Here is a 23805-nt window from a genome sequence, read left to right on the forward strand (position 1 = left end):
TGTTCTTGTTCTAAGTCTACAGCGCCGCCGCGCCGCTTTCGCCGGTGCGCACGCGCACGGCGTCTTCCAGAGCGAGAACGAAGATCTTGCCGTCGCCGATCCGGTCGGTCTTGGCCGCGTCCCGAATCGCCTCGACGACCTTCGCCGCCTGGCTCGCCTCCACGGCGATCTCAAGCTTCACTTTCGGCACGAAATCAACCTGATACTCCGCACCCCGATAAACTTCGCTATGGCCTTTTTGCCGACCGAAGCCTTTGACCTCCGAGACGGTCATGCCCTCGACGCCGATCGAGGTCAGAGCGGTCCTGATCTCGTCCAGACGATGCGGCTTAACTACAGCTATTATATATTTCATCGTTTTAGCCCCTTTCCCGCACTCTATTTTTTGCGGCCTCTTTTTTACTTTACGCCGTTCCAACCGCCGCCCCAAGGCCGCCTCGACGGCGCCGATTCGGAAGCAACGCTAACAATCATAAATATGTCACGCAACTGAATTTTGCTGCAGGGGCGAAAAAAAACCAATTGAATTGGAATATAATGCTATATTTATAACCATATACTCTAATTATAGGTAGATTTCTTGCGTTTTTCGCAGTTCATGGCAGCTGTTGCAAAAATGTTATTGTGCGATGCGGCATTCTTGGACAAGCTTTCTCCGTAAACAAACTTATGTGTTCCGTATACCTCGTTTCCCAGAAAACGAGCAAAAAAAAGGAGGAGTCTATGCTGCGCTCACTCGCCACTGCACTAGTTCTGTCAACCGTCGCCCTTCCGGCGGCCGCGGAATCCCTGGAGGTTTCCACCACTGTCGGCTTTGAATCACGTTACCTGTTCCGCGGCGTTCAGTTCGCCGAAACAAGCTTTCAGCCCGCCATCAACCTCGGCTACGGCAATTTCTATGGAACCGCCTGGCTGAACCTGCCGATCGGCGATGACGACCTCGTTGTGACGCCCGGCGGCGAAGAGCTCGACCTCGTGGTCGGCTACAGCGCGCCCATAAGCGACGTCGTCTCATTCGATGTGGGCCTGACCTATTACACCTTCCCGGATCTCGCGAGCGGCTTCTTCGATCTTTACGAAGAAGACGGCGACGGCATGGGCGCCAACACGCTCGAGCCTTACGCCGGCCTCGCCTTCGACATCCCGCTGTCGCCGTCGATCTATGTCTATCATGACTTCAATTTCGACACGACGACCTTCCAGGCCAACGGGTCATATTCCTTTCCGCTCGCCGAAAAGACCAGCTTCGATGTCGGCGGCTATATCGGCTACGTGATCGACGACACGGGCGGCACGGACTATGTCTACGGCACGGCGTCCGCCGACATTTCCTACGCGATTTCCGACAACGGCTCGTTCTATGCGGGCGTGCGGTACGGCGGCTCCGACCTTCCGGGCGGCTCCGTCATCGACGACTCCATCGCCGGCACGACCAAGTCGAGCGCCGTTTGGTGGGGGCTCGGCTTCAACGCGTCGTTCTAAAGCTTAAGTCAAGAGTTCGGGCGCATCGGGGGCGTCCGGCGCAAGGCAGGAGCATTCCTTGCGCAAACATCATGGCCGGCGGGCGACCGCCGGCCATGATTCCATCCGGTTCATCCGTGCAATGAATTCCCGCCAGCCGCCGTCAACACCGTCGCCGCCGAAAAGTTCCCCGGCAGCGTTTAAATAAAACAGCGCGCTTTGTTTGCCATCAACCACGGAATGATTTAGACATTCATCCATGAAGAAGAACGATGCGTTTCAGGGATACGACCCTGACGGCGACTTTTGCGAGATCTTCGGCCCGGCGGACGGCAAGCAGACCCAAAACCCGCTTGCACAAAGACTTTCCAAATACAACATCCGCACGCTCAACCAGCGCAACAGCGCCGCCGAGCGCGAATTGCACAATCTCGGAATCACTTTCACCGTCTATTCCGATTCCGGCGCCATCGACCGCATCCTGCCCTTCGACCCGATTCCCCGGCAGATTTCGCAGGCCGACTGGAAGGTGCTCGAAAAAGGCTGCCGTCAGCGCGTCATGGCGCTCAACGCCTTTCTCGCCGATGTCTACGGCAAACAGAAGATCTTCAAAGACAAGATCATCCCGAAGGCCCTCGTCACCGGCAACAAGAATTTCCGCAAGGAAATGGTCGGGGTGAAGCTGCCCCACAGCACCTACACCCATATCAGCGGCGTCGATCTCATCCGCGACGAGCATGGCGAATTTCTCGTCCTCGAAGACAATTGCCGGTCTCCCTCGGGCGTTTCCTATGTGATTGAGAACCGCCACCTGATGATGCGCTCCTTCCCCGACCTCATGGAAGGCGTGAAAGTCATGCCGGTCTCCGATTACGGCAAGCGGCTGAAAGCCACGCTCACCGAAACCACCCCGGCGCGATACCAGAACCCGCAGGTCGTGCTGTTAACGCCGGGCGTCTTCAACTCCGCCTATTTCGAACATGTCTTTCTCGCCCGGGAGATGGGCGTGCCGCTGGTCGAAGGCCGCGACCTCGTCGTCGACGAGGAAGACCGGGTCTTCATGAAAACCATCTCAGGGCTTGAGCGCGTCCACATGATTTACCGGCGCATCGACGACGCGTTTCTCGACCCGGAAGTCTTCCGCAAGGATTCGATGCTCGGCGCGCCGGGCCTCATGCGCTCGCTCAAAGCCGGCAAGGTCGCCATCGCCAATGCGGTCGGCGCCGGCGTCGCCGACGACAAGGCGGTCTACGCCTATATGCCGCGCATCATCAAATATTATCTCGACGAAGACCCGGTGCTCAACAATGTGGAGACCTGGATCTGCCGCGAGAAAGACGCGCTCGCCTATGTGCTCGAGCATCTCGAGGACCTGGTGGTGAAACCCGTGGGCGAGAGCGGCGGCTACGGCATCGTCATCGGCCCCATGGCGACCAAGGCCGAACTCGCCGCCGTGCGCCGCGAGCTGAAAAAGAATCCGTCGAATTACATTGCCCAGCCGATGATCCGCCTTTCCGTTTCGCCGACCCTGACCAAGGCGGGGCTTCGCCCGCGCCATGTGGATTTGCGTCCTTTCGTGCTCACCGGCGAAGAGCCCTGGGTCCTGCCCGGCGGGCTCACCCGCGTCGCCATGCGCGAGGGCTCGCTCGTCGTCAATTCTTCGCAAGGCGGCGGCTCCAAAGACACATGGGTGATGCGCTGATGTTGCTCTCGCGGTTCGCCGACAGCGCTTTCTGGATGGGCCGCTATTTGGAGCGGGCCGAAAGTCTTGCGCGCCTATTGATGGTGACCGAAAGTTTCGCCGCCGATCAGGAAAGCGACGAAGCCTGGGCGCCGATTCTTCAGGTCTTCGCAGATACGGACGCTTTCTCCGAACGCGGCAAGCCGCTCACCGCGCTCAATGTCGCGCGCTTTTATCTCGCCGACCCGAACAATTCGAATTCGGTCATTCTCGCCGCGACCATGATGAAAGAGAATGCGCGGTCCCTGCGTCATCTTCTCAGCACCGAAAGCTGGCGCCAGGTCTCGCTTTTCCAAAAAAGCGTCGCCGCCCTGCAAAAGCGCCGTTTCGCCCTCTCCAAGATGAGCGAAATCTGCGCCGACATCCGCGACGGCTCGTGCACCTTGAGGGGCGTCCTCGACGCCACCTGCTATCGCGATGAGGTCTGGCGCTTCCTGCAGCTCGGCGCGGCGCTCGAGCGGGCGGACCAGTCGACCCGCCTCATCGACATCAAATATTTCCGCTTCGACCGCGACGACGACGATGACGAGCCCGCCCCGCCGGACGTCGCCTGGTGGAACACCCTGTTGCGCTCGGCCTCCGGCTATCACGCCTTCCAGCGCCGGTATTCTTTTAATGCAGACCCTGCGGATGCAGCCCGTTTTCTTATTTGCGACAAGCACTTGCCGCTGTCTGTGACGAATGCGGTCGAGGCCGCCTGCGAACAGCTCGCCCGCCTCGACGAGGATTTCGGCGCCCGGCCGGGGGCCGCTGTCTCCCGCGCCGCCAAGGCCCTGCGGGAGCGGCTCGACGCCCCGCCGGCGCGGCTTTCGGGGCGCTCTCTCCACCGGTATCTCGACCAGATCCAGCAGGAGATCATAACCCTCGCCAACGTCCTCGATGACCGCTATTTTTCGCCGGCCTGAGCGCATGCCGGCCGGGCGGTGTTAACCAATCGTCAGGGCGCCTGACCTTAAATGCCGGCGCACAAAACAGTAACCGTATAAAAAATTGTGTCAGACCCGAACATGAACGCTCCCACACCGAATGTCAGCACCGATATTCTGCAAGTGCGACACACGACGCGCTATCGCTACAGCGAGCCTGTCGCCTTCGGTCCGCATCGCGCCATGTTCAGGCCGCATGAAAGCAATGACCTGCGCCTGACGGCTTTTGACATCACGACGAACCCGCCCGCAAAGCAGCACTGGGTTCATGACGTGTTTTCCAACTCAAAAGTCATCCTCAATTTCGATGCTGCGCCATTGTCTGACACGCTGGAAATATTGTGCGTCTTTAATGTCATTCGCACCAGCGTCTATGCGCCGGTCTTTCCGATCGCGCTCAATGCGCAGAACTATCCGTTCGATTATCCGAAAGAACAGATCCCCGATCTGATCGCGCTAATCCGGCCCGAATACGATCACCCGGCGGAAGCGGTGAACGAGTGGGCGAACAAGCTGCTGCGCGAAGCCGGCGCCGACACCTGGACCATCCTGACCACAATCAACAATACGATACACAAAACATTCGAATACCGGCGACGCGAGGAACCGGGCATTCAGGCGCCGCGTGAAACCATTGACCTCGGGCACGGCTCCTGCCGGGATTTCGCGATCCTGATGATAGAGGCTGTGCGCCAGCTCGGTTTCGCGGCGCGCTTCGTCACCGGGTATCTCTACGATCCGGTCGCCAGCCAGAGCGGCGCCCTTCAAGGCACCGGCGCGACCCACGCCTGGGTGCAGGTGTTCTTGCCCGGCGCCGGCTGGATCGAGTTCGACCCCACCAACGGCCTCGTCGCGAGCGGCAATCTGATCCGCACCGGCGTGGCGCGCACGCCAAGTCAGGCCGTGCCGCTGGACGGTTCGTTCCACGGCGCCACGGACGCCTTCACCGGCATGGATGTGGACGTGCAGATCCTGGCCCTCGCCCCGACGCTGCACAGCTAAGGGCGGCGCTTAAAGCTGCGCGGCCTTAGCGCTGCGGGTCTTCGTCTTCGCCGGTCACGCCGGTTTCTTCTTCGTCTTCCTCGGCAAGGCCGGATTCGCCCGGCGCGTCCTGAAGCTCGCCGTCGAGCCGGCTTTCGCCTTCCGGCATGGTCACGTCGAGCGCCTCTGCGTCCGGCTTGTCTTCACCCACGCCGGGCTCAATGGGATCTGTCTCGAGCCTGAGATCGCCTGGCTGCGGATTGACCTCCATTTCCGTGTCGGCGCCGTCGCTGCTTTCCAGCGCCGCGCCGGGCGCGTCCGCCGCCGGCAGCTCGGTTCTTTCCGAGGGCTCTTCGCCGGTGAAAAACACGAAAATGAGGATCAGGGCTACGATCGCCGCAAGGGCGGTGATCCAGCGGGTCATAACAACCTCCTTTTTCGCAGGAAACACGGCGGCCGCAAGCCGGTTCCGGGCGCCCGCCCCCCTTCCCTTTCGGCGGGTTCGCATTATGTTCTGCCCATGCCCCCAGACTCGAAAGCCAAATCCAGACACCGCCCCGGATACGACCCGAAAGCCAAACGGCCCGCGAGCCAGCCCGTCACCGACAGCGCGGCGGTGACGCCCGGCGGCTTTTCCGAAGCCGTCGCCGCCTATCACGACCGGCTCGCTGTGCCGCTCGACGAATGGGTCCCGCACCGGCCCGAGCGCCCGGAGAAATCCGGCCTGTCGAAGCCTTTGCGCGTCGTCTCGGACTATGAGCCCGCCGGCGACCAGCCCCAGGCGATCAAGGAGCTTTCCGAGGGGATCAAGACCCATGAATGGGACCAGGTCCTGCTCGGCGCCACGGGCACGGGCAAGACCTTCACCATGGCCAAGGTCATCGAGGCGTGCCAGCGCCCGGCGCTGATCCTCGCGCCGAACAAGACCCTCGCGGCGCAGCTCTATGGCGAGTTCAAGGCGTTCTTCCCCGACAACGCGGTCGAATATTTCGTCTCTTACTACGACTATTACCAGCCGGAAGCCTATGTTCCGCGCACGGACACCTATATCGAGAAGGAAAGCTCCATCAACGAGCAGATCGACCGCATGCGCCACGCCGCGACGCGGGCGATCCTCGAGCGCGACGACGTGATTATAGTCGCTAGCGTTTCGTGCATTTACGGCATCGGCTCGGTGGAGACCTATACGGCCATGACCTTTTCCCTGAAGGTCGGGCAGGAGCTCTCGCGCAAGAAGCTGCTCGCCGATCTCGTGGCCCTGCAATATAAGCGCAACGACAACGCTTTCGCCCGCGGCGCGTTCCGGGCGCGCGGCGACACCATCGAAGTCTTCCCGGCGCACTATGAAGACCGCGCCTGGCGCGTCTCCATGTTCGGCGACGAGATCGAGAGCCTCACCGAGTTCGACCCGCTGACGGGCCAGAAGACCGGCGATCTCGAGGAAGTGACGCTCTACGCCAACTCCCACTATGTGACGCCGCGCCCGACGCTGCAGCAGGCCATCGCCGGCATCAAGAAAGAGCTGAACGAGACCCTGCCGATCATGCGCGAGGAAGGCCGCCTGCTCGAAGCCCAGCGCCTCGAACAGCGCGTGCAGTTCGACCTCGAGATGATGGCGGCGACCGGCGCCTGCAACGGCATCGAGAACTATTCGCGCTATCTCACCGGGCGCCAGCCGGGCGAGCCGCCCCCGACCCTGTTCGAATATCTCCCGGAAAACGCGCTCATCTTCTGCGACGAAAGCCATGTCACCGTGCCGCAGATCGGCGCCATGTTCCGCGGCGACTTCAACCGCAAGCGAACGCTCGCCGAATACGGCTTTCGCCTGCCCTCCTGCATGGACAACCGGCCGCTGAAATTCGAGGAGTGGGAGAAGATGCGCCCGCAGACGGTGCATGTCTCCGCGACGCCCGGCGACTGGGAGCTGAACCGCACGGGCGGCGTCTTCACCGAACAGGTGATCCGCCCCACCGGCCTCGTCGACCCGGAGGTGGAAATCCGCCCGGTGACGGGAGACAAATCGAACCAGGTCGACGACGTCATCGCCGAGTGCAAGGCGGTCGCGAAAAAGGGCGGGCGCGTGCTGGTCACGACGCTGACCAAGCGCATGGCCGAAGACCTCACCGAATATATGCACGAACAGGGCGTGCGCGTGCGCTACATGCATTCCGACATCGACACGCTGGAGCGGATCGAGATCATCCGCGATCTCCGCCTCGGCGCATTTGACGTGCTGGTGGGCATCAACCTGCTGCGCGAGGGGCTCGATATTCCCGAATGCCAGCTCGTGGCGATCCTCGACGCCGACAAGGAAGGGTTTTTGCGGTCGGAGACCTCGCTGATCCAGACCATCGGGCGCGCGGCGCGCAATGTCGACGGCCGGGTCATTCTCTATGCGGACAACATCACCGGCTCCATGGAGCGGGCCATGGGCGAGACCGAGCGGCGGCGCGAAAAACAGCTCGCCCACAACAAGGCGCACGGGATCACCCCGGCCACGGTGAAGGCGAAAATCGCCGAAATCGCCGAGAGCGACGACGAAGGCGCGAAAGCCGCCATGGGCCAGACTTTCGTCGGCCACCGCAATGTCCGCAGCGCCCATGGCGGCGAAATGGCGGCGGGCTTCGCCGAAGACGGCGCCGAGTTCGCCGGCGCGGGCCACAATTTGAAGGCCGTCCTCTCCCATCTCGAAAAAGAAATGCGCGAGGCCGCCTCCAACCTCGAATTCGAAACCGCCGCCCGCCTAAGGGACGAAATCAAGCGCCTGCAGGAAGTGGAGCTCGCCGTCGCCGACGATCCATTAGCGCGTCAGTCCACAGTGGAAGCCCGCGTCGAAGAAGCCTCGGAGGGAAGGATCAAGAAGTCTGAAGGCACGGTGAGCAATGTGCGGAGTAAGCCGCGGGGGGCGAAGAGGAAACGGCGCTAGACTTGTAGTCCCGAACACATTTTACGTCTCTTTTGGAACATAAACGAATCTCTTTTTTCTAATTTCATCGTCTCGCGTTTTAGATTTCCAAAAATCGATTATCTCAAAACCCCTCTTTGTTCGGTCACCAGTATAAAAACTATAGTCCAGCATAAAAGCGTCATACCGTACTCCTGGCTCAGTCCGAATACTTACTCCAGATCGCACTTGATGGATGATTTTCAAATCCACTAGTTCTCCAATAACATTCCGCAATTCGGTATTAGCATCCTTCCTTATCAAGACGATATTTGAATTTGATTTTTCAAAGCAAAAGGATCTTAAATTTTCAATTTCGCTCTCTATTTGATGCTGATCGTTTTCCGCGGTGTCACGCTCAAGCTCTTGAAGTTTATCGTTATAGTACTGCCCTGACGCGCGATTAACATCTTCAGCAGTCACCTTTTCGCCACGCGCCACGTCACCAGAATTAAGCCTCTCTCTCGCTTCATAAATCGAATTACGAAACAAGCTCAGAAAATCCCTAGCAACACCACCGCTAGCCAGCACTAAACGGTCCCGAGCACCATCTGTAAGAATACTGGCTATCTGAACATCGTGCGTGTTTGCATATCCTGAAAGCACTTCAAATAGGAATTTTTTTGTGGTTGCGTATTTCTCTAAAGTTAAATCTAGATCAATAGCATCAATATCATCGCTTAACTTCACCCCTACAGGCGGGTTTCCATTGCGATAATGGCTCGTTCGATGCCGTACTGTACCTATCTTTAGCCAAAAGCTTCCACCTTTTGCGATCTTATGAAAATAGTCTATAACGTCTGCCTGATCTAACCTTATAATATGATATAAATCATCAAATATTAGAAACACTTCAGATGCGGAAACTGACTTAATCTTCGCAAAAAGACTCTGATAGCGTAGTATATTTCGTTGCAGAATTTGATGTTTCTGCGTCTCATATGATTTCCGTTTCTCTCGAGAAGTAAGACTTCTTCTCCCCGCAGAAGCCGACGCTTCTAGTGAACCGCCCCCTCCGTTAAGATTTGCCCCCATCTGAACTTCATCAGAGTTTTCGGCTTCATTATGTGCTGTATCTTCTACGGATATTCTCTCTTCTTGTTGTAGAAGCTGATTTAAAGTGTCTATCTCTACCCGTAATTCTTCAGAAAGCTCTTTAGCTTTTGCCTTTTCTGCTTTTCTTTTTGTCGGCCCAATCTGCGCTATCTTGCTCCAAAATGATTTTTTACTGGCTGGAGCTATAGCAGCCTCCTTAAGCCATGCTTCGTAGGCTGTGAATGTCTCAATCAAAATGCTCAGCAAGACATCGGGATATATATGCCCCTTGAATTTCTCCAAATCCACAAAAGCTGACGGCGTCCGTTGAATTAAATTTTCAGAGTGAATCTTATTTAGCAAACTAGATTTTCCCGAACCCCTTCTGCCAAAGAGAATGTGATGTCGACGTGATTTAGCACGAGAAAGAACACCTGGCGCAGGTTCAACAAAGTACTGTGAGGTAAGGCTACTCGCACGCGTGGACTCCTCAATGAGCGTAATCAAATCTTGAACATCATCGTTAAAAAGAGCGCCCGACAAGATTATCCCTCCCATAAATAATGCATTTTAATTACTATAGACCAGACAAACAGCAAGCAAGTAGATCTGATTTGCTGGGGCTCGCCAGCCGGCAAAGCAAGTAGCAAGTAGGGCGGGTTGAGCGCAGCGATACCCGCCATTCCCCGCCGCAGCTTATCGGCGGGTTTGCGCCTGCGGCTTCAACCCGCCCTACGCTTTCCCGGCCTCTCCGCCATCTCCCCTCGCCTCACGCGTGATCGGCGGGTATCGGCCTTTGGCCTCAACCCGCCCTACTTTACCGTTCGCCGAGATGGCAAGGGCGCCAATCTTCCGGCGGCGTGGTTATGGGGCGCCCGGTCTCGCGGCGCCATTGTTGAAACGTCGAATGCGGCCAATCCTCCGGGCGCGTCACATATCCATGCTTCACCGGATTGAAATGCACATAATCGACGTGCCGGTCGAAATCACTTTCGTCACGGATCAGATGCTCCCAGAAGCGACTCTGAAAAACGCCGCGCTCGCCCTTGCGCCCGTCGGACTTTTCACCGGCCGGGAGGCGGCGCGTAAAGCCCGCCTTGATAAGCCGGATGCGCGTTGAAAAATCGCTGTCGCCCTCCGGAAGACGCCAGATGAAATGCAGATGATCGGGCAGGACGACCGCAGCAACGGTTTCAACCGGCCAGGCCGCAGCGGTTTCGCGCCAGGCGGCGCGCATATCCGCAATCCGGTCCACAAGAACCCCGCGCCGCCGATCGCGCAGATTGACGGTGAAGAAATAGGTTCCGCCTTCGACGAAAACGCGCCGGTAATTGGGCATGGGCAAAGCATGCCGGAGCCGAAAGGGGCGGCAAAGCGGCTATCGGCGCAGGGCCGTTCCGCCCCGCGGCTGATGCGCCATCGGCGGGTTTGCGCCTGCGGCTTCAACCCGCCCTACGGTTCCGCCCGGCGGGCCCGCCTCCCCGCGCTTTAAGCGCGAGGGTCCATAGACCGCCGCCGGGCGGGCAAGCCTGTCATCGCTCCTGTTTTCGGCGGTTCCCGCTTTTCCGGCAAACCTTCCAGGATAAGCCCGAACGCGAAAGCGAGGATGAAATTTAATATATGAAATTCCGTCCCCGGCCTTTCCGGCGGGCGCATAATGCGCGCCGGGCGCTCTGCATTTGCGCGGGGCGCAGACAAAAAAGGAGCGCCAGAAGCCCCCGTGGAACATTTTGCGCAAATGGCGCCAAACTCTTCCGAAAGCCAGCAAATACGCCGTTTAAAAACATCGCGCGATGGTTTCACGTCAAAATGTTTCACGCGGATTGTTTCACGGTCCGGCGCGCGTCCGGCGCCCCCCGCAACAAAAAACCCCCGCCGCAGCGGGGGTCTTTGTTCAGTGCTGAAGCCGTCCGGTTTAAGCGGCGGCCTTGCGCTTGCGCCCGGCGAAGCCGAAGCCGGCGACGCCCGCGAGGAACAAGGGCAGCGCGGCCGGAAGCGGAACTTCGGAAACGCTGACCGCGTCGAGAAAGCCGCCGAGCGAGTTTTCGATGCCGTCCGCGGCGAAGCCGATGCCGTTGAAACCGGCCAGCGCCGTATAGCTCACCGTGTAGACCATCCAGTCGGACAGGGTCGACGTGGTTTCGTTGACCTCGAAAAGTTGAACGGCGTTGTCGACATCCGCCCCGTCATAGGCCAGAGCGTAAAGCTGGATGATATTGTCGTCGGCCACGTCGGTGCGCGGCTTGTAGGCGAAGGAGATGTCGTAAGTCCGGCCCTCGACGAAAGGAACCAGCGCGCCCATGCCGGAATTGGTGCCGCTCGCGCCGGCGTCGCCGCCGCGGGCGAAATCGCTGTCGAGCTCGACATATTGTTCGCCGTCATAGGCGTCGGTGATGCCGAGGCTTTCGTCCTGGATCTCGATGCCCGTGCCGAATTCGGCGGTCCAGTCGCTGCCGTCGCCGGCGACCTGGAACACGGCCCAGTCGGCGACATCCGGCGCTTCGAAGCTGTCGAAGAAAATCTCGGCGGCGGAGGCGGGGCCCGCTGCCGCGAGAGAAGCCGCGCCAGCGGCGACGGCGAATTTTAGGCGAGACATCATGGAAACCCCCATACACTTGTTTCAAGTTTTATCTTTCGCAAATTCGGCGCCAGCTTACAAGCACGGGCGTCGTTCCGGAGCCGAAAAAAGATGAAAATTTCCCCCGCCCGTCACAAACATCGGGGGAAACCCGGCGGCGGGCGCCCGCATAAGGCGAATTTCCGGGACGCCGGGCCTTACGCCCTGCGCTTCCTGCGGGCGGCCGCGCCGACAACGCCAACCCCCGCGAGAAACAGCGGCAGCGCGGCCGGCAGCGGAACCTCGCCCACGGGCGTCGTGGAGATGAGCGTGAGCGAGGTGATGACCCCGCGATCGACCAGGGTCTCCACGTCGTCGTTCAGGTTCTGCGCCAGGGATACGGAAAGAGCCGGCGCTTCCTTGCCGACGATTTCCGCGATGACGAAATCCGACAGATCGAGGCTCGCCGGAAGGGAATCGTCCGTAAACGCCATTTCATAGGGCGCCTCGAAGCGGAGGCTGACCGTCGCATAGTCGCCGAGATCGAAACCGAGCGGAATGACAAGCGAGTCCTCGCCGTCGTCCGGCGGCGCCGGCGGCAGGGCCACACCCCCCGGTTCATGGGTCACGATCCCGCCGAAGACCGGGACCGGCCCCAGCGGCAGAAGGGTTCCGTCAACGCCTGCCGACTGGATCGCATACTGGCCGACCGTCGCGTCGCCGGGTTGCATGTCGGGATTTTCCGGCCCGACCACATAGCTGAAGCTGCCGGAGAACGTATCGCCGATCTCCGTGTCGCCCGGCGCGCCGAACAGGCCGTCGTCGAGACCGAGCTCGGCGATCTCGCCGGTATAGGCGAAAGTATAGAGAACGCCGGCCTGCGCCGGCGCGGCTGCGAAAGCGGCGAGCGCCGCGAAAAGGATGAGACTGTGCTTCATTATCAACTCCCCCTGACAACGAAGCATCTATTATGCGCCATCCGGGCGCGCCTGTCGAATGCCGGGCGGCGCGCCCGGATTTCCGCGTCTTGCGGGAAAACCCGGCGCCGGGAAAGCTGTTCGCCGCCCCAAAAGAGCGCTGGGTGCGCCCGCCCCGCCGGCATATGGAAAGGAGGCCCGCCATCGCCAATTTCATCAAAACCCTCGTCCAGGATTTCGGCTGGATCCACCTCTCCCTCGGTCTTGTGGGCAATTTGGCCTTTTTCATCGGCAGCATTTTCTTCCTGCCGGCGCTGGAGCCCTATAAAACCGCGGGCGTATGGCTGTTTATCGCCGGCTCCTTCGGCATGCTGATCGGGGCCGCCGGCCAGCTCCTTGTCTCGCTGTACGAGGACAGGGAAAACGGCCAGAAGGATTGATGCAAATCAACTTCCCCTTGTCGCGCCCCGGCTAGTTTCGCTACCATTCCAAAGCGCTTTTTTGAGGGAGGTCCTCCATGGCCAAATCCGCCAAAACCAAAGCCGCCAAACCCAAGACCGGACATCATGCGACGCCGTTCCCGCTTTTCGATCCGGGCGACTTTACAGACACCGGCGCGCGCAATCTCGACTTCGCGACGCGCGCCGCCAGCGCCTGCATTTCCGGCGCGGCGAAACTGAACTGGGAGATGCTGGATTTCATGAGCAAGCGCTTCCAGAAGGATCTCGCTTGCGCGCAAAATTTCATGACCGCAAAAACCAGCAAAACCGCCTATCATGCGCAGGCGGAGTTTGTTGAAGACGCGCTGCGCGATTACGCCGACGAAGCCTCGAAGCTTTTGCACATGGCGGCGGACATCACCAACGCCACGCTGGAGCCGGTGGAAGAGCGCGCCGAAGAAGTGCTCGACGATCTCGACGAACACGCCGCCGAGGCGGACAAAGCCGGCAAAGCCGCCTGAACCGGCCGCCATAGGCTGTTGTAGTGCGGCGCGGGAAAGAGAGGGCCAATGGGCTATGTGAAACGCACGCTCGCGCCGGGCGAGGACTATCTTTACCGCGCGCATTTCAACTGGACGTATGATTTCCGCAGCTGGGTCTGGCTTGTCTTTTCGGCGATCCCCACAGGGCTGTGGCTTTACGCCCTGAGGATGGATGCGCTGCGCCACGACTTCCTCAGCGAAAGCCTCGCCTATCTCTCGGGCGCGTCGCTGACGCTCGGCGCCGTTCTGTGCCTGTCGCGCTTCGTGCGCAAATGGACAACGGTGATCGCCGTCACCTCCGTGCGGCTGATCCTCAAGACCGGCATGATCGCCCGCGCCAGCCATGAAGTCATGCTGGACGAAATCGAAGAAGTGCTGGTGAAGCAGAGTTTTCTCGGGCGGATCCTCGGTTATGGCGTCCTGAGAGTGCGCGGCACGGGCGATTCGACGGTCGAGTTTCCGGTCGTCGGAAGCCCCACAAAAGTCCGTAAGGAAATTGAAGCCGCCATCATGCGCGCCCGCGGCGCGGCAAAGGCCGCCTGACCGTTTTTTCCCCATTTGCCGGGACGGCGGAACCGCGGTAGGTTTTCACGCTACAGCCGGGATTCGGGAAGGACCGGGCATGGGGCGACTGGCGGAACACTCTCTTGGAGCCGCCGCAGCGGCGGCGTTGTGGCTCGGGGCGTGCACGCCGGCGCCGGACGCCGAGCCGGCGCCGCCTTCCCTTGACCTTGAGCGCTACCGGATCGTCGATCTCAGTCACGCCTTTGCTCCTGACACGATCTATTGGCCTACGGATAAAAAAGGCTTTTCGAAAAAAACCGTTTTCGAAGGCGAGCGCGAAGACGGCTGGTACGCCGCTTTCGACATCGCCACGGCCGAGCATGGCGGCACGCATATGGACGCGCCCTATCATTTCGACTCCGAAGGCGACGATGCGGCGAGCGTCCCCTTGTCGCGGCTGATCGCGCCGGCGGTTGTCATCGACGTGACGGACAGGACCGCCGGGGACCGGCTCTATCGCGTCAAGCCCGGCGACATTCTCGCCTTCGAAATCATCCATGGCGAAATCGCGCCCGGAACCATCGTCCTTGTCCGCACCGGCTGGTCGCAATACTGGCCGAATGCAAAAGCCTATCTCGGCGGAACGGATCCGTCCGCCCTCGCCTTTCCGAGTTTCGGCGCGGATGCGGCGCGCTTTCTCATCGAAGAACGCGAAGCGGCGGCGCTCGGCATAGACACGGCCTCGACCGATTACGGTCCGTCTACGGATTTTCCCGTTCACCGGATCATGGGCGCGGCCAACACGCCCGGCTTCGAAAACCTCGCCAATCTCGACCAGCTGCCGCCGACGGGCGCTTATGTCATGGCGCTGCCCATGAAAATCGAGGGCGGATCGGGCGGGCCTTTACGCGCCGTCGCGCTCGCGCCGAAAGAATAGAATTTCAGCGCCTTATTTCTTTTTGCGGTCTTCCATTTCCGGCTCGAAGCCAAGCGCGCGCATGGCGGCCGCGACCGCATTGATCGCCTTCTTCGCGGTGTCGGCGTCGGGCGAGCGCGCCACCACGGTGACGCCCTTTTCGTCGCCTTCAATGGGGTAGCTGCCGAGCGTGACGTCTTTCAGCGCCGCCTGAATATCGCGCAGCTGATCGGACAGGGTCGATTCGGGAAGATTGCGGGCCGTCGCCGCAAAGGAATAAAGCCGCACGCCATGCTCGATCTCGCCCTCGATAGCGTTCAGCATCGCCTGGAAAATCTTCGGCACGCCCGCCATGACGAAAACATTTTCGATCCTGACGCCCGGCGCGCCGGATACGGGATTTTCAATAAGCTCGGCGCCGTCGGGCGTGCGCGCCATGCGCAGGCGCGCCGGCGTCACTTCGTCTCCCTTGCCTTTGTAATAAGCGCGCACCATGGCGGCCGCCCGCGGGTGCTCGATGACGGGACGTCCCAGCGCCGCTGCAATGGCGTCGATGGTGATGTCGTCATGGGTGGGCCCGATGCCGCCGCACGTAAAGACGTAATCATACCGTTCGCGCAGCGCGTTCAGCGCCTCGCCGATCATCTGCGCATTGTCGGGAACGACCCGCGCCTCCATGAGGTCGACGCCCCGTTCGGTCAGCCACCCGGCGAGATAATGCATATTCGCATCGCGCGTGCGCCCGGAAAGGATTTCATCGCCGATCGCCAAGATGGCCGCCGTCTTTTGCATTGCCTGTCCTCTGTTTTTTTCAATGGTCATAGCCGGTTTTCCCCGCAACGCCAATTGAAAAACATGCGAATCTTTTTCTTGAAATTCATCCGTACGCTTCTTTTATAAAGGAAGCAGCGCGGCGATAAACATTGAAAGGTCCATCATGAAAACGATCACCGCCCATAAAGCCGTCCGTCATTTCAGCGCTCTTGTCGACGAGGCGCGCGCCGCGCCGGTCGCCGTCACGCGCCACAAGCGCACCGTCGCGGTCGTCATCTCGCCATCCGATTATCGCGACTTCGCCCGGCTGAAAGACGAAGCCCTGCGCAGCGAGGTGGCGCAGGCGCTCGCCGATATCGAAAACGCCCCCGCCAATGACGACAAGGCGGTGCGCGTTCTCGCCCGGCTCATGAAGCGCGCCGGGCGCTGACCGCCGCGTGGAACAATTTACGTAAACGCGAGTCTCTCTTTCTTTTAAATGGCGTCTTTCCTGGCTTTCAGCGGAGTTTGGCGCCATTTGCGGTAATTGTTCCACGGCGTGTTTCACGAGATTCTCTTTCTTTCATTTGCCATCCCGAAACGCGCATGCGCGCGATCGGCCCTTCCGCCGGACCGGCCGTCCTTCGAGACGCCGCCGTAAGAGCGGCGGCTCCTCAGGATGAAGAGGCCGGTCCGAAGCCATTCCTTCATCCTGAGGACGGCGTGTCAGCGCCGTGTCTCGAAGGACGAAGGAATGGCTTCGCCGCGTGCGGAATGACACGTGAGAGCGAGCATAACACCGCCGCAAGGTTGGTGGATAACTACGCACCGAAGGCGGGATTCCTTGAAGAATTCATCGGAAATGATGAATCCGCAAAGCCGCGAATCAACCTTTGCTTGCGCGCTTTGAAATCAGGAGATAGTCATCGCCTATGCGCCTGCCTTCGCCGCTCGTCGCCGGCCGTCTTGTCAAACGCTATAAACGCTTCCTCGCCGATGTCCTTCTGGATGACGGGCGCGAGGTCACGGCCCATTGCGCCAATCCGGGCTCCATGCTCGGCGTCGCGGTTGAAGGCGCGAAAGTCTGGCTGTGGGAGCATGGCGACAGGAAACGCAAGCTCGCCTTCTCATGGGAGCTTGTAGAGATCGGCGGCGTGCTCATTCCCGTCAACACGACGAACCCCAACCGCATCGTCCCCGAAGCCCTCGACAAGGGCGTCATCCCCGAACTCTCCGGCTATGGCGAGATCGCGCGGGAGGTGAAATATGGCGAAGGCAGCCGGATTGACCTTCTGCTTTCCGGGGGGCGGCGGAAAAAACCCTGCTATGTGGAAATCAAGAATGTGCACCTGTCGCGCACGCCCGGGCTCGCGGAATTCCCGGACAGCGTCACCAAGCGCGGCGCCAAGCATCTTGAGGAGCTCTCGCGCCTCGCGGACGCGAAGCAAGCCCGGCCCGTGATGCTGTTCGTCGTCCAGCGCGCCGACTGCCGCCGCTTCGCTCCCGCCGCCGATCTCGACCCCGCCTATGCTAAGGCCTTGAAATCGGCGGCTTCCGCAGGGGTTGAACTCCTGTGTTATGATTGCGAAGTGACCACATCAGAGGTAGTGCTGCGCAAGGCGCTTGAGATCGATCTGGAGACGACATGACCGAGAGCATGCTCGACGACGAAGAACAGGACATCCGCACCGGGTCGATCAAGATCCACGGCGCGGAGGATTTCGAGGGCATGCGCAAGGCCGGGCGGCTCGCCGCCGAATGCCTCGACATGATCGCCGGCGAGGTGAAGCCGGGCGTCACCACCGGCCATCTCGACAATCTCATCCGCGACTTCGTCATGGATCACGGCGCCCTTTCCGCAACCATCGGCTATCGCGGCTACCGCCATGCGAGCTGCATCTCGCTCAATCATGTGATCTGTCACGGCATTCCCGGCGACAAACTCTTAAAGAACGGCGACATCATGAATATCGACGTCACCGTCATCGTCGACGGCTGGCATGGCGACACGAGCCGCATGTTCTACGCCGGCGAACCCAAGGTGAAGGCGCGCCGCCTTGTGGATACGACCTATGACGCCATGATGGCGGGGATCGAAGCAGTGAAGCCCGGGGCGACCCTGCGCGATATCGGCCGCGCCATCCAAATGATCGCCGAGGGTCAGGGCTTTTCCGTGGTGCGCGATTTCTGCGGCCACGGGCTTGGCCGCGTCTTCCACGACGCGCCCAATGTCGTTCATTATGCGGAATATAAAGACCGCTGGGGCGGCGTTCACCAGGCGCCGGAAACGGAATTGAAACCTGGCATGTTCTTCACCATCGAGCCGATGATCAACGAAGGCAAGCCGGACGTGAAGCTGCTCAAAGACAACTGGACCGCCGTGTCGCGCGACAAGTCCCTCTCCGCCCAGTTCGAACATTCCATCGCCGTCACCGAAACGAGCTTCGAGATTTTCACCAAATCGCCGAAGGGCCTCGACAAGCCGCCTTATTGATTTCCTGTTGCGTTTTCCAGCCGCTCATCCCCGCGAAAGCGGGAATCCAATAAAGCCTGCATGCTAACGGGAAACGGCACAGAAAATATGGCTGAAACAAGCATGCTTGCGCTTCCTGTAAAACTCCGGGATTCTGGATCCCCGCTTTCGCGGGGATGAGCGGACGGGGATAGCTGCGTGAAACCAAACACCCTCCAGAAAGACACGCAAAATCACGCCGCGGGGCATCGCGAGCGGTTGCGCGCACGCTTTAAAAAAGCCGGCGTCGACGGCGTGCAGGATTACGAGCTTCTGGAGCTCATTTTATTCCGCGCCATTCCCCGCCGGGACGTCAAACCGCTGGCGAAAGACCTGATCGCGGCCTTCGGCGGCTTCCCGCAGGTGCTGGCCGCGCCCATGGAGCGCCTCATGGAGATCAAGGGTGTCTCGGAAAATGTCGCGCAGGAGCTCAAGATCATCCACGCCTCGGCGATCAAGCTGTCTCAGGCGCGGGTGCTGAAACGGCCGGTCATTTCCTCCTGGGACGCGCTCCTCTCCTATTGCCGCGCGGCCATGGCCGATGAAAAGACCGAGCTTTTCCGCATTCTCTTTCTCGACAAGAAGAACATCCTCATCGCCGACGAGGTGCAGCAGCGCGGCACCGTGGACCACACGCCGGTCTATCCGCGCGAAGTCGTCAAGCGCGCCCTCGAACTCGGCGCCTCGGCGATTATTCTCGTGCACAACCACCCCTCGGGCGACCCGACGCCCTCAAAGGCGGATGTCGACATGACCAATCAGATCGTCAAAGCCGCATCGGCGCTTAATATCCGCGTGCACGATCATCTCGTCATCGGCCATGACCGCCATGCGAGTTTCAAAACGCTGGGACTTCTTTAGGATTGGGGCTTCATTCATGACCCGCATCATCACCCTCACCCCGAACCCGGCGCTCGATTACGCCGTCGCCGCCGATTTCGTCGAGCCGAACCGCAAAATCCGCTGCCGCGATCCGCAAATGCATCCGGGCGGCGGCGGCGTTAATGTGGCCCGTTCCTGCGCCCGGCTCGGCGCCCATACGCTGGCGATCTACACCGCCGGCGGGGTCTATGGCGATGCACTGATAAAATCGCTCGCGTCGGAAAACGTTCCCATGCGGATGATCCCCATCGCCGGCGACACCCGCCTCGCCTTCCATGTGAACAATCGCAAGGAAGGCAATGAATATCGCTTCAATCTGCCCGGCGCGGAAATGAGCGAAGGGGAAATCCGGCGCTTTTTCAACGCCGTGCGCGAGGAGGCCGAGCCCGGCGATTTCGTCGTTGGCAGCGGGTCGCTGCCCCCGGGGGCGCCGGAGGATTTCTGGGCGGAAGCGGCGCACCTCGCCAAACAGGAAGGCGCGCGCTTCGTGCTCGATTCCATCAGCGGGCTCGATGCGGCGCTCGATGAAGGCGTCTACATGCTGCGCCAGAACGAACATGAATATGCGGCCGTCGCAGGCAAGACCCTGAAATGGCCGGACGGGATCGAAACTTACGCAAAGGACATGGTATCCAAAGGCCGCGTCCAGAACATGGTGGTGAGCCATGGCGGCGACGGATCGCTCCTGGCGAACGCGGACGGCGTTTTCACCGCCCCCGCCTACAAGGTGCGCGCCTCAAGCGCGGTCGGCGCCGGGGACAGTTTCGTCGGCGGGCTCGTCACGGCGCTCTGCCGCGGCGAGGCGCCGGAAGACGCGCTCCGTTTCGGTATGGCCGCCGCCGCGGCGACGCGCATGAGCGAAGGCACGGCGCTGTTCGATCCCGCAGACGTGAAGAAGCTGTTCAGCGGCGGCTGATTATTCTTCCGTTGCTTCGGTTTCGCCGTAGATCGCCACCATCTGCGTGTCGGCGTTTTTGACCCCGCGGAACATGCCCTTGGTGTTGAAACTCATCACATAAGACCCGTCGGGGCCGAGGACGATGACGCCGCCGTCGCCGCCGAGATCCGGCAGGCGATGATGAATGACGTCATCCGCGGCTTCTTCAACGGTCTTGCCGGCGTATTCCACTTGCGCGCAGATGTCCCGCGCAATGGTGAGGCGGATGAAATACTCGCCCCAGCCGGTCGCCGAGACGGCGCAGGATTTATTGTCGGCGAAGGTCCCGGCGCCGATGATCGGCGAGTCGCCGACCCGGCCATACCGCTTCATCATCATGCCGCCGGTCGACGTGCCCGCCGCGAGATTGCCGTCGGCGTCGAGCGCGACGGCGCCCACCGTGCCGTATTTGAAGGGATGCGGCAGGGCGGCGCCCTTGCCGTCTTTCGCCGCTTCCTTTTCCGCCTTCAGCGCCTTCTTGTACGCGTTCCAGCGGCGTTCGGTGCGGAAATATTCCGGTTTGACAAGATCGAGGCCCTGTTCTTTTGCAAATTTATCGGCGCCGTCGCGCGCGAACATCACATGCTCGGAGTTTTCCATGATCGCGCGGGCAAGCTTAATCGGGTTTTTCACGGTGGTGACGCCCGCCGCCGCGCCGGCGTTCAGGGTCCTGCCGTCCATGATCGAGGTGTCGAGTTCGTTCTTGCCGTCGCGGGTGAAAACAGCGCCTTTGCCGGCGTTGAACAGCGGCGAGTCCTCCATCGTCACGATCGCCGCCTCGATCGCGTCGAGCGCCGCGCCGCCCTCTTCGAGAACGGCGTAGCCTGCATCGAGCGCTTCGCCGAGCTTGGCCTTGTAAGCGGCCTCTTCTTCCGGCGTGTAGCGGCCGGGCGCGAGCGCCCCGGCGCCGCCGTGAATGACGATAGTGATGGGCGCGGACGCCTCATCCGCTGCAAACGCGGCCCCCGCCGCCCATAACGCCGCCAGAAATCCAAGTACAAACCGCATGAATCGCCCCTTCCGTTTGCGCGCCATTGTGGAAGCGCCGGCGGAAGCGATCAAGGAAAAGCTGCAACGCAATCCGCCGCATGGAGATCCCGGCTTTCGCCGGGATGAGCGGCCAAATCAGTCGATATCCGGCGTCATCATGCGCTGGGCGCGCCATTGCTCGACAATGCGGTCGATGAAGCTGTTGTCTTCGATGTCCACCGACCAGCCATCGGTGAAACAGGCCGTCAGGCTCCTTGGCACCGCGTCGGCGGGCAGCGCATCGAAACGGATGCGCGTCGGCATGGGCACGCCCTCGCCGACCGCGATGGCTTCGCCAAGGCCGAGCGACGGCAGGCAGCTTAAGAGGCTGGTCGACGCATCAGGGACAGCAGCGCGAAGCGCATCTTGGTCCGCCTGGTTCGCAAGGCGCATGGCGAAGATCGTATTGCACTGGGAAAGGACGGTCGGGTCGAGCTCCGTCGGGCGCTGCGAGGCGATCCACAAGGAAACGCCGGTCTTGCGGCCTTCCTTGGCGATGCGAATGAGAGACCGGCGGGTCGGCCCGAAGCCTTCCTTCGCGTCCGCCGGCGCGTAACGGTGCGCATCCTCGACAACGAGCGCAATGGGCGCGGCGCCCTTGCTCCACAAGCCGAATTCGAAGGCGAGGCGCGAAACGACGGAGACAACGACCTGCACCACTTCCGCCGGCAGGCCGCCAAGTTCGATGACGCTCACCGGGCGACCGTCCACGGGAATGCGGAAGAGCTCGCTCAGCATGTCTTTCAGCGTGTCCTGAACGGTGAGACTGCCGAACATGAACGCGTAACGCGCGTCCTGGCTGATGGTGTAAATCCGGCTTCGAAGACGCTTGTAAGGCGCGCCCGAACGCGCGGCGTCGAGCCCACCCAGCGCCTTGTCGATCAGCCCGAGCAGTTCGGAAATGCGGTAAGGCATGGGCGTGTCCACCGTCACCGCCGAGGTGTCGGCGCGCAGGCGGCTTCCCCGCCCGGCCCCGCCCAGATTCATCTTTTTCGCGGCCGGCAGAAGATCGGCGAGAATTTCGATTTCTTCGGAATCGCGCGCCCGGCCCGGATAGAGCACTTCGACAAGCTCGTCGAAAGTCAGCATCCAGTAGGGCAGCGAAAAATTCGTCGGATCGAAAACGACGGCGCCGTCGCCGAAACTGTTCGCATATTCATTATGCGGATCGAGAATGACCATATGCGCATGGGGAAAGCGCTGCAGGACCGCACGCAGGAGGAGCGCAATGGCGCAGGACTTGCCCGCGCCCGTCGTCCCGAGGACGGCGCAATGGCGCGAGAAAATCTCGTCCACATTGACGGTCGCCGGGATTGAAGAGTCCTGCTTGACGACGCCGACGCGCACGCTCGCCGCGCCATTGACGGCGAACAGCGCCGTCAGTTCGTCGCGGGTCGCCACATGCACATTGTCGCCGAGCGTCGGATAGGCGGAAACGCCGCGGCGGAAACGCGCGGGCGCATTGATCGTCGGTTTCGTAAACTCGCCGATGAGCTCAATTTCGATGATCCGCATGTCGAGCCCGCCGGCGTCGAGGCTCGGCGCCGGCATGCTCATGGCGGAAACAAGACCGAGGACGATGGACGAACCCGCATCGACGCTCATAATGGCGCCGAGCTGCGGGCGCGACGCGCGTTCCGAATCCGCCGTCTCCTCATCCAGCATGACAAGCGCGTGAGAGCCGGTGACGGAAACCACCGTTCCGACGCGCGGTTTGTCCTGGAAGGCCTGGTCGAACGCCTCGGCTGTCGGCGAGGCGCCCCCTTTACGCGCAAAAGGTGATTTCTTGTGCGATGATTTATGCGGCGTCATCGTCCCGTTCCTCGATGCGGTCTTCGTCCGCCTCCGGCGCGTCGTCGTCTTCGCCGCTGTCATGACCGGCTTCCGCCGGCGGCAATGAAATCGTCGCGCGCGTCCCCTGCCCTGACCGGCTTTCGATGGCGAAGCGGCCGCCTTGCATTTCCACGAAAGTCTTTGCGACCGCATAGCCGACGCCCGGCCCCAGGAAGGACCGGTCGAGACCGCGATGGATTTCCGTAAAGGCTTCGAGCGCCTCTTCGAGATCTTCCTCGGTGAAGCCGTCGCCCTGGTCGCGCACCGTGATTTCCGGCCAGCCACTGGCGCCGATCGAGGCGCGCGCGTGAACCCGGGAGCCTTCGTCGCTCAGCTTGATCGCGGTCTGGATCAGATGGTCGACCGCCTGCGCGGTGCGTTCCGGATCGCCCCAGCCGACGACCTCGTCATGCTCGCTCTGGCGCCTCACTTCGACGCCGGCCACCTCGGCGCGGATCTGCGCGCGTTCAATGGCGTCATCGAGCAGCGCCCGCAAGTCGATGGCGGCGGAATGAATTTCAACGCGGCCGCTTTCGAGCGCCGCCACTTCGAGCAGCGTGTTGATATGGCCAAGCAACAGATCCGCAGACTGAAGGATATATTCCGAATAGGTGCGGCGCTGCTCCTCGCCGATCTGATAGTCGTCGCTGTCGCGCAGCATGGTGGCGAAGCCGATGATTGCGTTCAACGGCGTTCTCAATTCGTGATTCATATTGGCCAGAAATTCCGATCGCGCCTTGATGGCGAATTCAGCCTCCATGCGGGCGGCGCGCGCCTCCAGCTCGGCCCGGCGGCGAATCAACAATTCGCTGACGCGCGCGCCGTAATCGGCGAGCCGCGAGCCCTGTGACGCAGTGAATGAGCGAAGCGTACGCATGTGACTGTCCCTGACGGA

General features: G+C 60.9%; 24 protein-coding genes. 14 read left to right on the forward strand and 10 right to left on the reverse strand.

Annotated elements, in window-relative coordinates:
* Positions 1-16 precede the first annotated feature (16 nt).
* Positions 17-355, reverse strand: coding sequence for a P-II family nitrogen regulator (locus CW354_RS21745; protein ID WP_104832206.1), 339 nt, complete (start codon positions 353-355; stop codon positions 17-19).
* 368 nt (positions 356-723) lie between these two features.
* Between CW354_RS21745 and CW354_RS21750 the strand changes: the two genes are divergently transcribed.
* From CW354_RS21750 to CW354_RS21765, 4 genes are all read left to right on the forward strand, one after another.
* Entirely contained in the window at positions 724-1482 is a 759-nt protein-coding gene (locus tag CW354_RS21750; protein ID WP_165793894.1) for a TorF family putative porin, read from the forward strand.
* A 238-nt stretch (positions 1483-1720) separates the two neighbouring features.
* A complete protein-coding gene (locus tag CW354_RS21755; RefSeq protein ID WP_104832208.1) occupies positions 1721-3163 on the forward strand; it encodes a circularly permuted type 2 ATP-grasp protein in 1443 nt (480 codons plus the stop codon).
* Positions 3148-4107: an alpha-E domain-containing protein gene (locus tag CW354_RS21760; protein ID WP_104832406.1), complete on the forward strand. Its 960-nt coding sequence runs from the start codon at positions 3148-3150 to the stop codon at positions 4105-4107. The genes CW354_RS21755 and CW354_RS21760 overlap by 16 nt, the downstream gene beginning before the upstream one ends.
* 102 nt (positions 4108-4209) lie before the next feature.
* The gene (locus tag CW354_RS21765; RefSeq protein ID WP_104832209.1) at positions 4210-5130 is read left to right on the forward strand and encodes a transglutaminase family protein; all 921 of its coding nucleotides are present in this window, start codon (positions 4210-4212) and stop codon (positions 5128-5130) included.
* A 25-nt stretch (positions 5131-5155) separates the two neighbouring features.
* Here CW354_RS21765 and CW354_RS21770 read toward each other — a convergent pair whose 3' ends face one another.
* Positions 5156-5533 (reverse strand): hypothetical protein, encoded by a 378-nt coding sequence (locus CW354_RS21770; protein ID WP_104832210.1) that lies wholly within the window; start codon positions 5531-5533, stop codon positions 5156-5158.
* A 96-nt stretch (positions 5534-5629) separates the two neighbouring features.
* On the opposite strand from CW354_RS21770, the gene uvrB reads away from it, so the two are divergent.
* Positions 5630-8035, forward strand: coding sequence for an excinuclease ABC subunit UvrB (gene uvrB / locus CW354_RS21775; protein ID WP_104832211.1), 2406 nt, complete (start codon positions 5630-5632; stop codon positions 8033-8035).
* Between the two features lie 21 nt (positions 8036-8056).
* Here the strand turns inward: uvrB and CW354_RS21780 are convergent, their stop codons facing one another.
* The 4 genes from CW354_RS21780 to CW354_RS21800 form a co-directional block, all read right to left on the reverse strand.
* Entirely contained in the window at positions 8057-9631 is a 1575-nt protein-coding gene (locus tag CW354_RS21780; RefSeq protein ID WP_133162412.1) for a hypothetical protein, read from the reverse strand.
* A 274-nt stretch (positions 9632-9905) separates the two neighbouring features.
* The gene (locus CW354_RS21785; RefSeq protein ID WP_104832213.1) at positions 9906-10427 is read right to left on the reverse strand and encodes an REP-associated tyrosine transposase; all 522 of its coding nucleotides are present in this window, start codon (positions 10425-10427) and stop codon (positions 9906-9908) included.
* Between the two features lie 576 nt (positions 10428-11003).
* Positions 11004-11687 carry a VPLPA-CTERM sorting domain-containing protein gene (locus CW354_RS23765; RefSeq protein ID WP_207764949.1) on the reverse strand — a complete coding sequence of 228 codons (684 nt, stop codon included), beginning with the start codon at positions 11685-11687 and terminating at the stop codon, positions 11004-11006.
* Between the two features lie 176 nt (positions 11688-11863).
* Positions 11864-12583 carry a PEP-CTERM sorting domain-containing protein gene (locus CW354_RS21800; protein WP_104832216.1) on the reverse strand — a complete coding sequence of 240 codons (720 nt, stop codon included), beginning with the start codon at positions 12581-12583 and terminating at the stop codon, positions 11864-11866.
* A gap of 32 nt (positions 12584-12615) precedes the next feature.
* Between CW354_RS21800 and CW354_RS23770 the strand changes: the two genes are divergently transcribed.
* From CW354_RS23770 to CW354_RS21820, 4 genes are all read left to right on the forward strand, one after another.
* Positions 12616-13002, forward strand: coding sequence for a YrhK family protein (locus tag CW354_RS23770; protein WP_207764950.1), 387 nt, complete (start codon positions 12616-12618; stop codon positions 13000-13002).
* Between the two features lie 77 nt (positions 13003-13079).
* Positions 13080-13523: a phasin family protein gene (locus tag CW354_RS21810; RefSeq protein ID WP_104832217.1), complete on the forward strand. Its 444-nt coding sequence runs from the start codon at positions 13080-13082 to the stop codon at positions 13521-13523.
* Positions 13524-13571: 48 nt separating this feature from the next.
* The gene (locus CW354_RS21815) at positions 13572-14087 is read left to right on the forward strand and encodes a PH domain-containing protein (RefSeq protein ID WP_104832218.1); all 516 of its coding nucleotides are present in this window, start codon (positions 13572-13574) and stop codon (positions 14085-14087) included.
* Positions 14088-14166: 79 nt separating this feature from the next.
* Positions 14167-14985 carry a cyclase family protein gene (locus CW354_RS21820; RefSeq protein WP_104832219.1) on the forward strand — a complete coding sequence of 273 codons (819 nt, stop codon included), beginning with the start codon at positions 14167-14169 and terminating at the stop codon, positions 14983-14985.
* A gap of 12 nt (positions 14986-14997) precedes the next feature.
* Here the strand turns inward: CW354_RS21820 and CW354_RS21825 are convergent, their stop codons facing one another.
* On the reverse strand, positions 14998-15756 hold the full coding sequence (locus CW354_RS21825) for a competence/damage-inducible protein A (RefSeq protein ID WP_104832408.1): 759 nt from the start codon (positions 15754-15756) through the stop codon (positions 14998-15000).
* 145 nt (positions 15757-15901) lie between these two features.
* On the opposite strand from CW354_RS21825, the gene CW354_RS21830 reads away from it, so the two are divergent.
* The 5 genes from CW354_RS21830 to CW354_RS21850 all read left to right on the forward strand — a co-directional run bounded on the left by CW354_RS21830 (position 15902) and on the right by CW354_RS21850 (position 20027).
* On the forward strand, positions 15902-16168 hold the full coding sequence (locus tag CW354_RS21830; RefSeq protein WP_104832220.1) for a type II toxin-antitoxin system Phd/YefM family antitoxin: 267 nt from the start codon (positions 15902-15904) through the stop codon (positions 16166-16168).
* A 481-nt stretch (positions 16169-16649) separates the two neighbouring features.
* A complete protein-coding gene (sfsA, locus tag CW354_RS21835) occupies positions 16650-17366 on the forward strand; it encodes a DNA/RNA nuclease SfsA (RefSeq protein WP_104832221.1) in 717 nt (238 codons plus the stop codon).
* Positions 17363-18211, forward strand: coding sequence for a type I methionyl aminopeptidase (map, locus tag CW354_RS21840; protein ID WP_104832222.1), 849 nt, complete (start codon positions 17363-17365; stop codon positions 18209-18211). The genes sfsA and map overlap by 4 nt, the downstream gene beginning before the upstream one ends.
* 177 nt (positions 18212-18388) lie before the next feature.
* Positions 18389-19090: a RadC family protein gene (gene radC / locus CW354_RS21845; RefSeq protein WP_104832223.1), complete on the forward strand. Its 702-nt coding sequence runs from the start codon at positions 18389-18391 to the stop codon at positions 19088-19090.
* 16 nt (positions 19091-19106) lie between these two features.
* Positions 19107-20027 (forward strand): 1-phosphofructokinase family hexose kinase, encoded by a 921-nt coding sequence (locus CW354_RS21850; RefSeq protein WP_165793895.1) that lies wholly within the window; start codon positions 19107-19109, stop codon positions 20025-20027.
* Here CW354_RS21850 and CW354_RS21855 read toward each other — a convergent pair whose 3' ends face one another.
* The 3 genes from CW354_RS21855 to CW354_RS21865 all read right to left on the reverse strand — a co-directional run bounded on the left by CW354_RS21855 (position 20028) and on the right by CW354_RS21865 (position 23787).
* Entirely contained in the window at positions 20028-21056 is a 1029-nt protein-coding gene (locus CW354_RS21855; protein WP_104832225.1) for an isoaspartyl peptidase/L-asparaginase family protein, read from the reverse strand.
* Positions 21057-21173: 117 nt separating this feature from the next.
* Complete coding sequence (locus CW354_RS21860) at positions 21174-22889, reverse strand: ATP-binding protein (RefSeq protein ID WP_165793896.1); 1716 nt, start codon at positions 22887-22889, stop codon at positions 21174-21176.
* On the reverse strand, positions 22876-23787 hold the full coding sequence (locus tag CW354_RS21865) for a sensor histidine kinase (protein WP_104832227.1): 912 nt from the start codon (positions 23785-23787) through the stop codon (positions 22876-22878). The genes CW354_RS21860 and CW354_RS21865 overlap by 14 nt, the downstream gene beginning before the upstream one ends.
* Positions 23788-23805: the final 18 nt, after the last annotated feature.

The sequence above is a fragment of the Hyphococcus luteus genome (genome assembly GCF_002943565.1).
GTDB classification, from domain to species: Bacteria; Pseudomonadota; Alphaproteobacteria; order Caulobacterales; family Parvularculaceae; genus Hyphococcus; species Hyphococcus luteus.

Excerpts from the sequence above, each read along its gene's own strand:
- CW354_RS21810 (WP_104832217.1), top strand. The coding sequence starts at position 13,080 with ATGGCCAAATCCGCCAAAACCAAAGCCGCCAAACCCAAGACCGGACAT.
- CW354_RS21820 (WP_104832219.1), top strand. The coding sequence starts at position 14,167 with ATGGGGCGACTGGCGGAACACTCTCTTGGAGCCGCCGCAGCGGCGGCG.
- CW354_RS21855 (WP_104832225.1), bottom strand. The coding sequence starts at position 21,056 with ATGCGGTTTGTACTTGGATTTCTGGCGGCGTTATGGGCGGCGGGGGCC.
- CW354_RS21850 (WP_165793895.1), top strand. The coding sequence starts at position 19,107 with ATGACCCGCATCATCACCCTCACCCCGAACCCGGCGCTCGATTACGCC.
- CW354_RS21815 (WP_104832218.1), top strand. The coding sequence starts at position 13,572 with ATGGGCTATGTGAAACGCACGCTCGCGCCGGGCGAGGACTATCTTTAC.
- CW354_RS21760 (WP_104832406.1), top strand. The coding sequence starts at position 3,148 with ATGGGTGATGCGCTGATGTTGCTCTCGCGGTTCGCCGACAGCGCTTTC.
- CW354_RS23770 (WP_207764950.1), top strand. The coding sequence starts at position 12,616 with ATGCGCCATCCGGGCGCGCCTGTCGAATGCCGGGCGGCGCGCCCGGAT.
- CW354_RS21830 (WP_104832220.1), top strand. The coding sequence starts at position 15,902 with ATGAAAACGATCACCGCCCATAAAGCCGTCCGTCATTTCAGCGCTCTT.
- CW354_RS21860 (WP_165793896.1), bottom strand. The coding sequence starts at position 22,889 with ATGACGCCGCATAAATCATCGCACAAGAAATCACCTTTTGCGCGTAAA.
- CW354_RS21800 (WP_104832216.1), bottom strand. The coding sequence starts at position 12,583 with ATGAAGCACAGTCTCATCCTTTTCGCGGCGCTCGCCGCTTTCGCAGCC.
- map (WP_104832222.1), top strand. The coding sequence starts at position 17,363 with ATGACCGAGAGCATGCTCGACGACGAAGAACAGGACATCCGCACCGGG.
- CW354_RS21765 (WP_104832209.1), top strand. The coding sequence starts at position 4,210 with ATGAACGCTCCCACACCGAATGTCAGCACCGATATTCTGCAAGTGCGA.
- CW354_RS21750 (WP_165793894.1), top strand. The coding sequence starts at position 724 with ATGCTGCGCTCACTCGCCACTGCACTAGTTCTGTCAACCGTCGCCCTT.
- CW354_RS21865 (WP_104832227.1), bottom strand. The coding sequence starts at position 23,787 with ATGCGTACGCTTCGCTCATTCACTGCGTCACAGGGCTCGCGGCTCGCC.
- CW354_RS23765 (WP_207764949.1), bottom strand. The coding sequence starts at position 11,687 with ATGATGTCTCGCCTAAAATTCGCCGTCGCCGCTGGCGCGGCTTCTCTC.
- CW354_RS21785 (WP_104832213.1), bottom strand. The coding sequence starts at position 10,427 with ATGCCCAATTACCGGCGCGTTTTCGTCGAAGGCGGAACCTATTTCTTC.
- uvrB (WP_104832211.1), top strand. The coding sequence starts at position 5,630 with ATGCCCCCAGACTCGAAAGCCAAATCCAGACACCGCCCCGGATACGAC.
- CW354_RS21825 (WP_104832408.1), bottom strand. The coding sequence starts at position 15,756 with ATGCAAAAGACGGCGGCCATCTTGGCGATCGGCGATGAAATCCTTTCC.
- CW354_RS21745 (WP_104832206.1), bottom strand. The coding sequence starts at position 355 with ATGAAATATATAATAGCTGTAGTTAAGCCGCATCGTCTGGACGAGATC.
- CW354_RS21770 (WP_104832210.1), bottom strand. The coding sequence starts at position 5,533 with ATGACCCGCTGGATCACCGCCCTTGCGGCGATCGTAGCCCTGATCCTC.
- CW354_RS21755 (WP_104832208.1), top strand. The coding sequence starts at position 1,721 with ATGAAGAAGAACGATGCGTTTCAGGGATACGACCCTGACGGCGACTTT.
- sfsA (WP_104832221.1), top strand. The coding sequence starts at position 16,650 with ATGCGCCTGCCTTCGCCGCTCGTCGCCGGCCGTCTTGTCAAACGCTAT.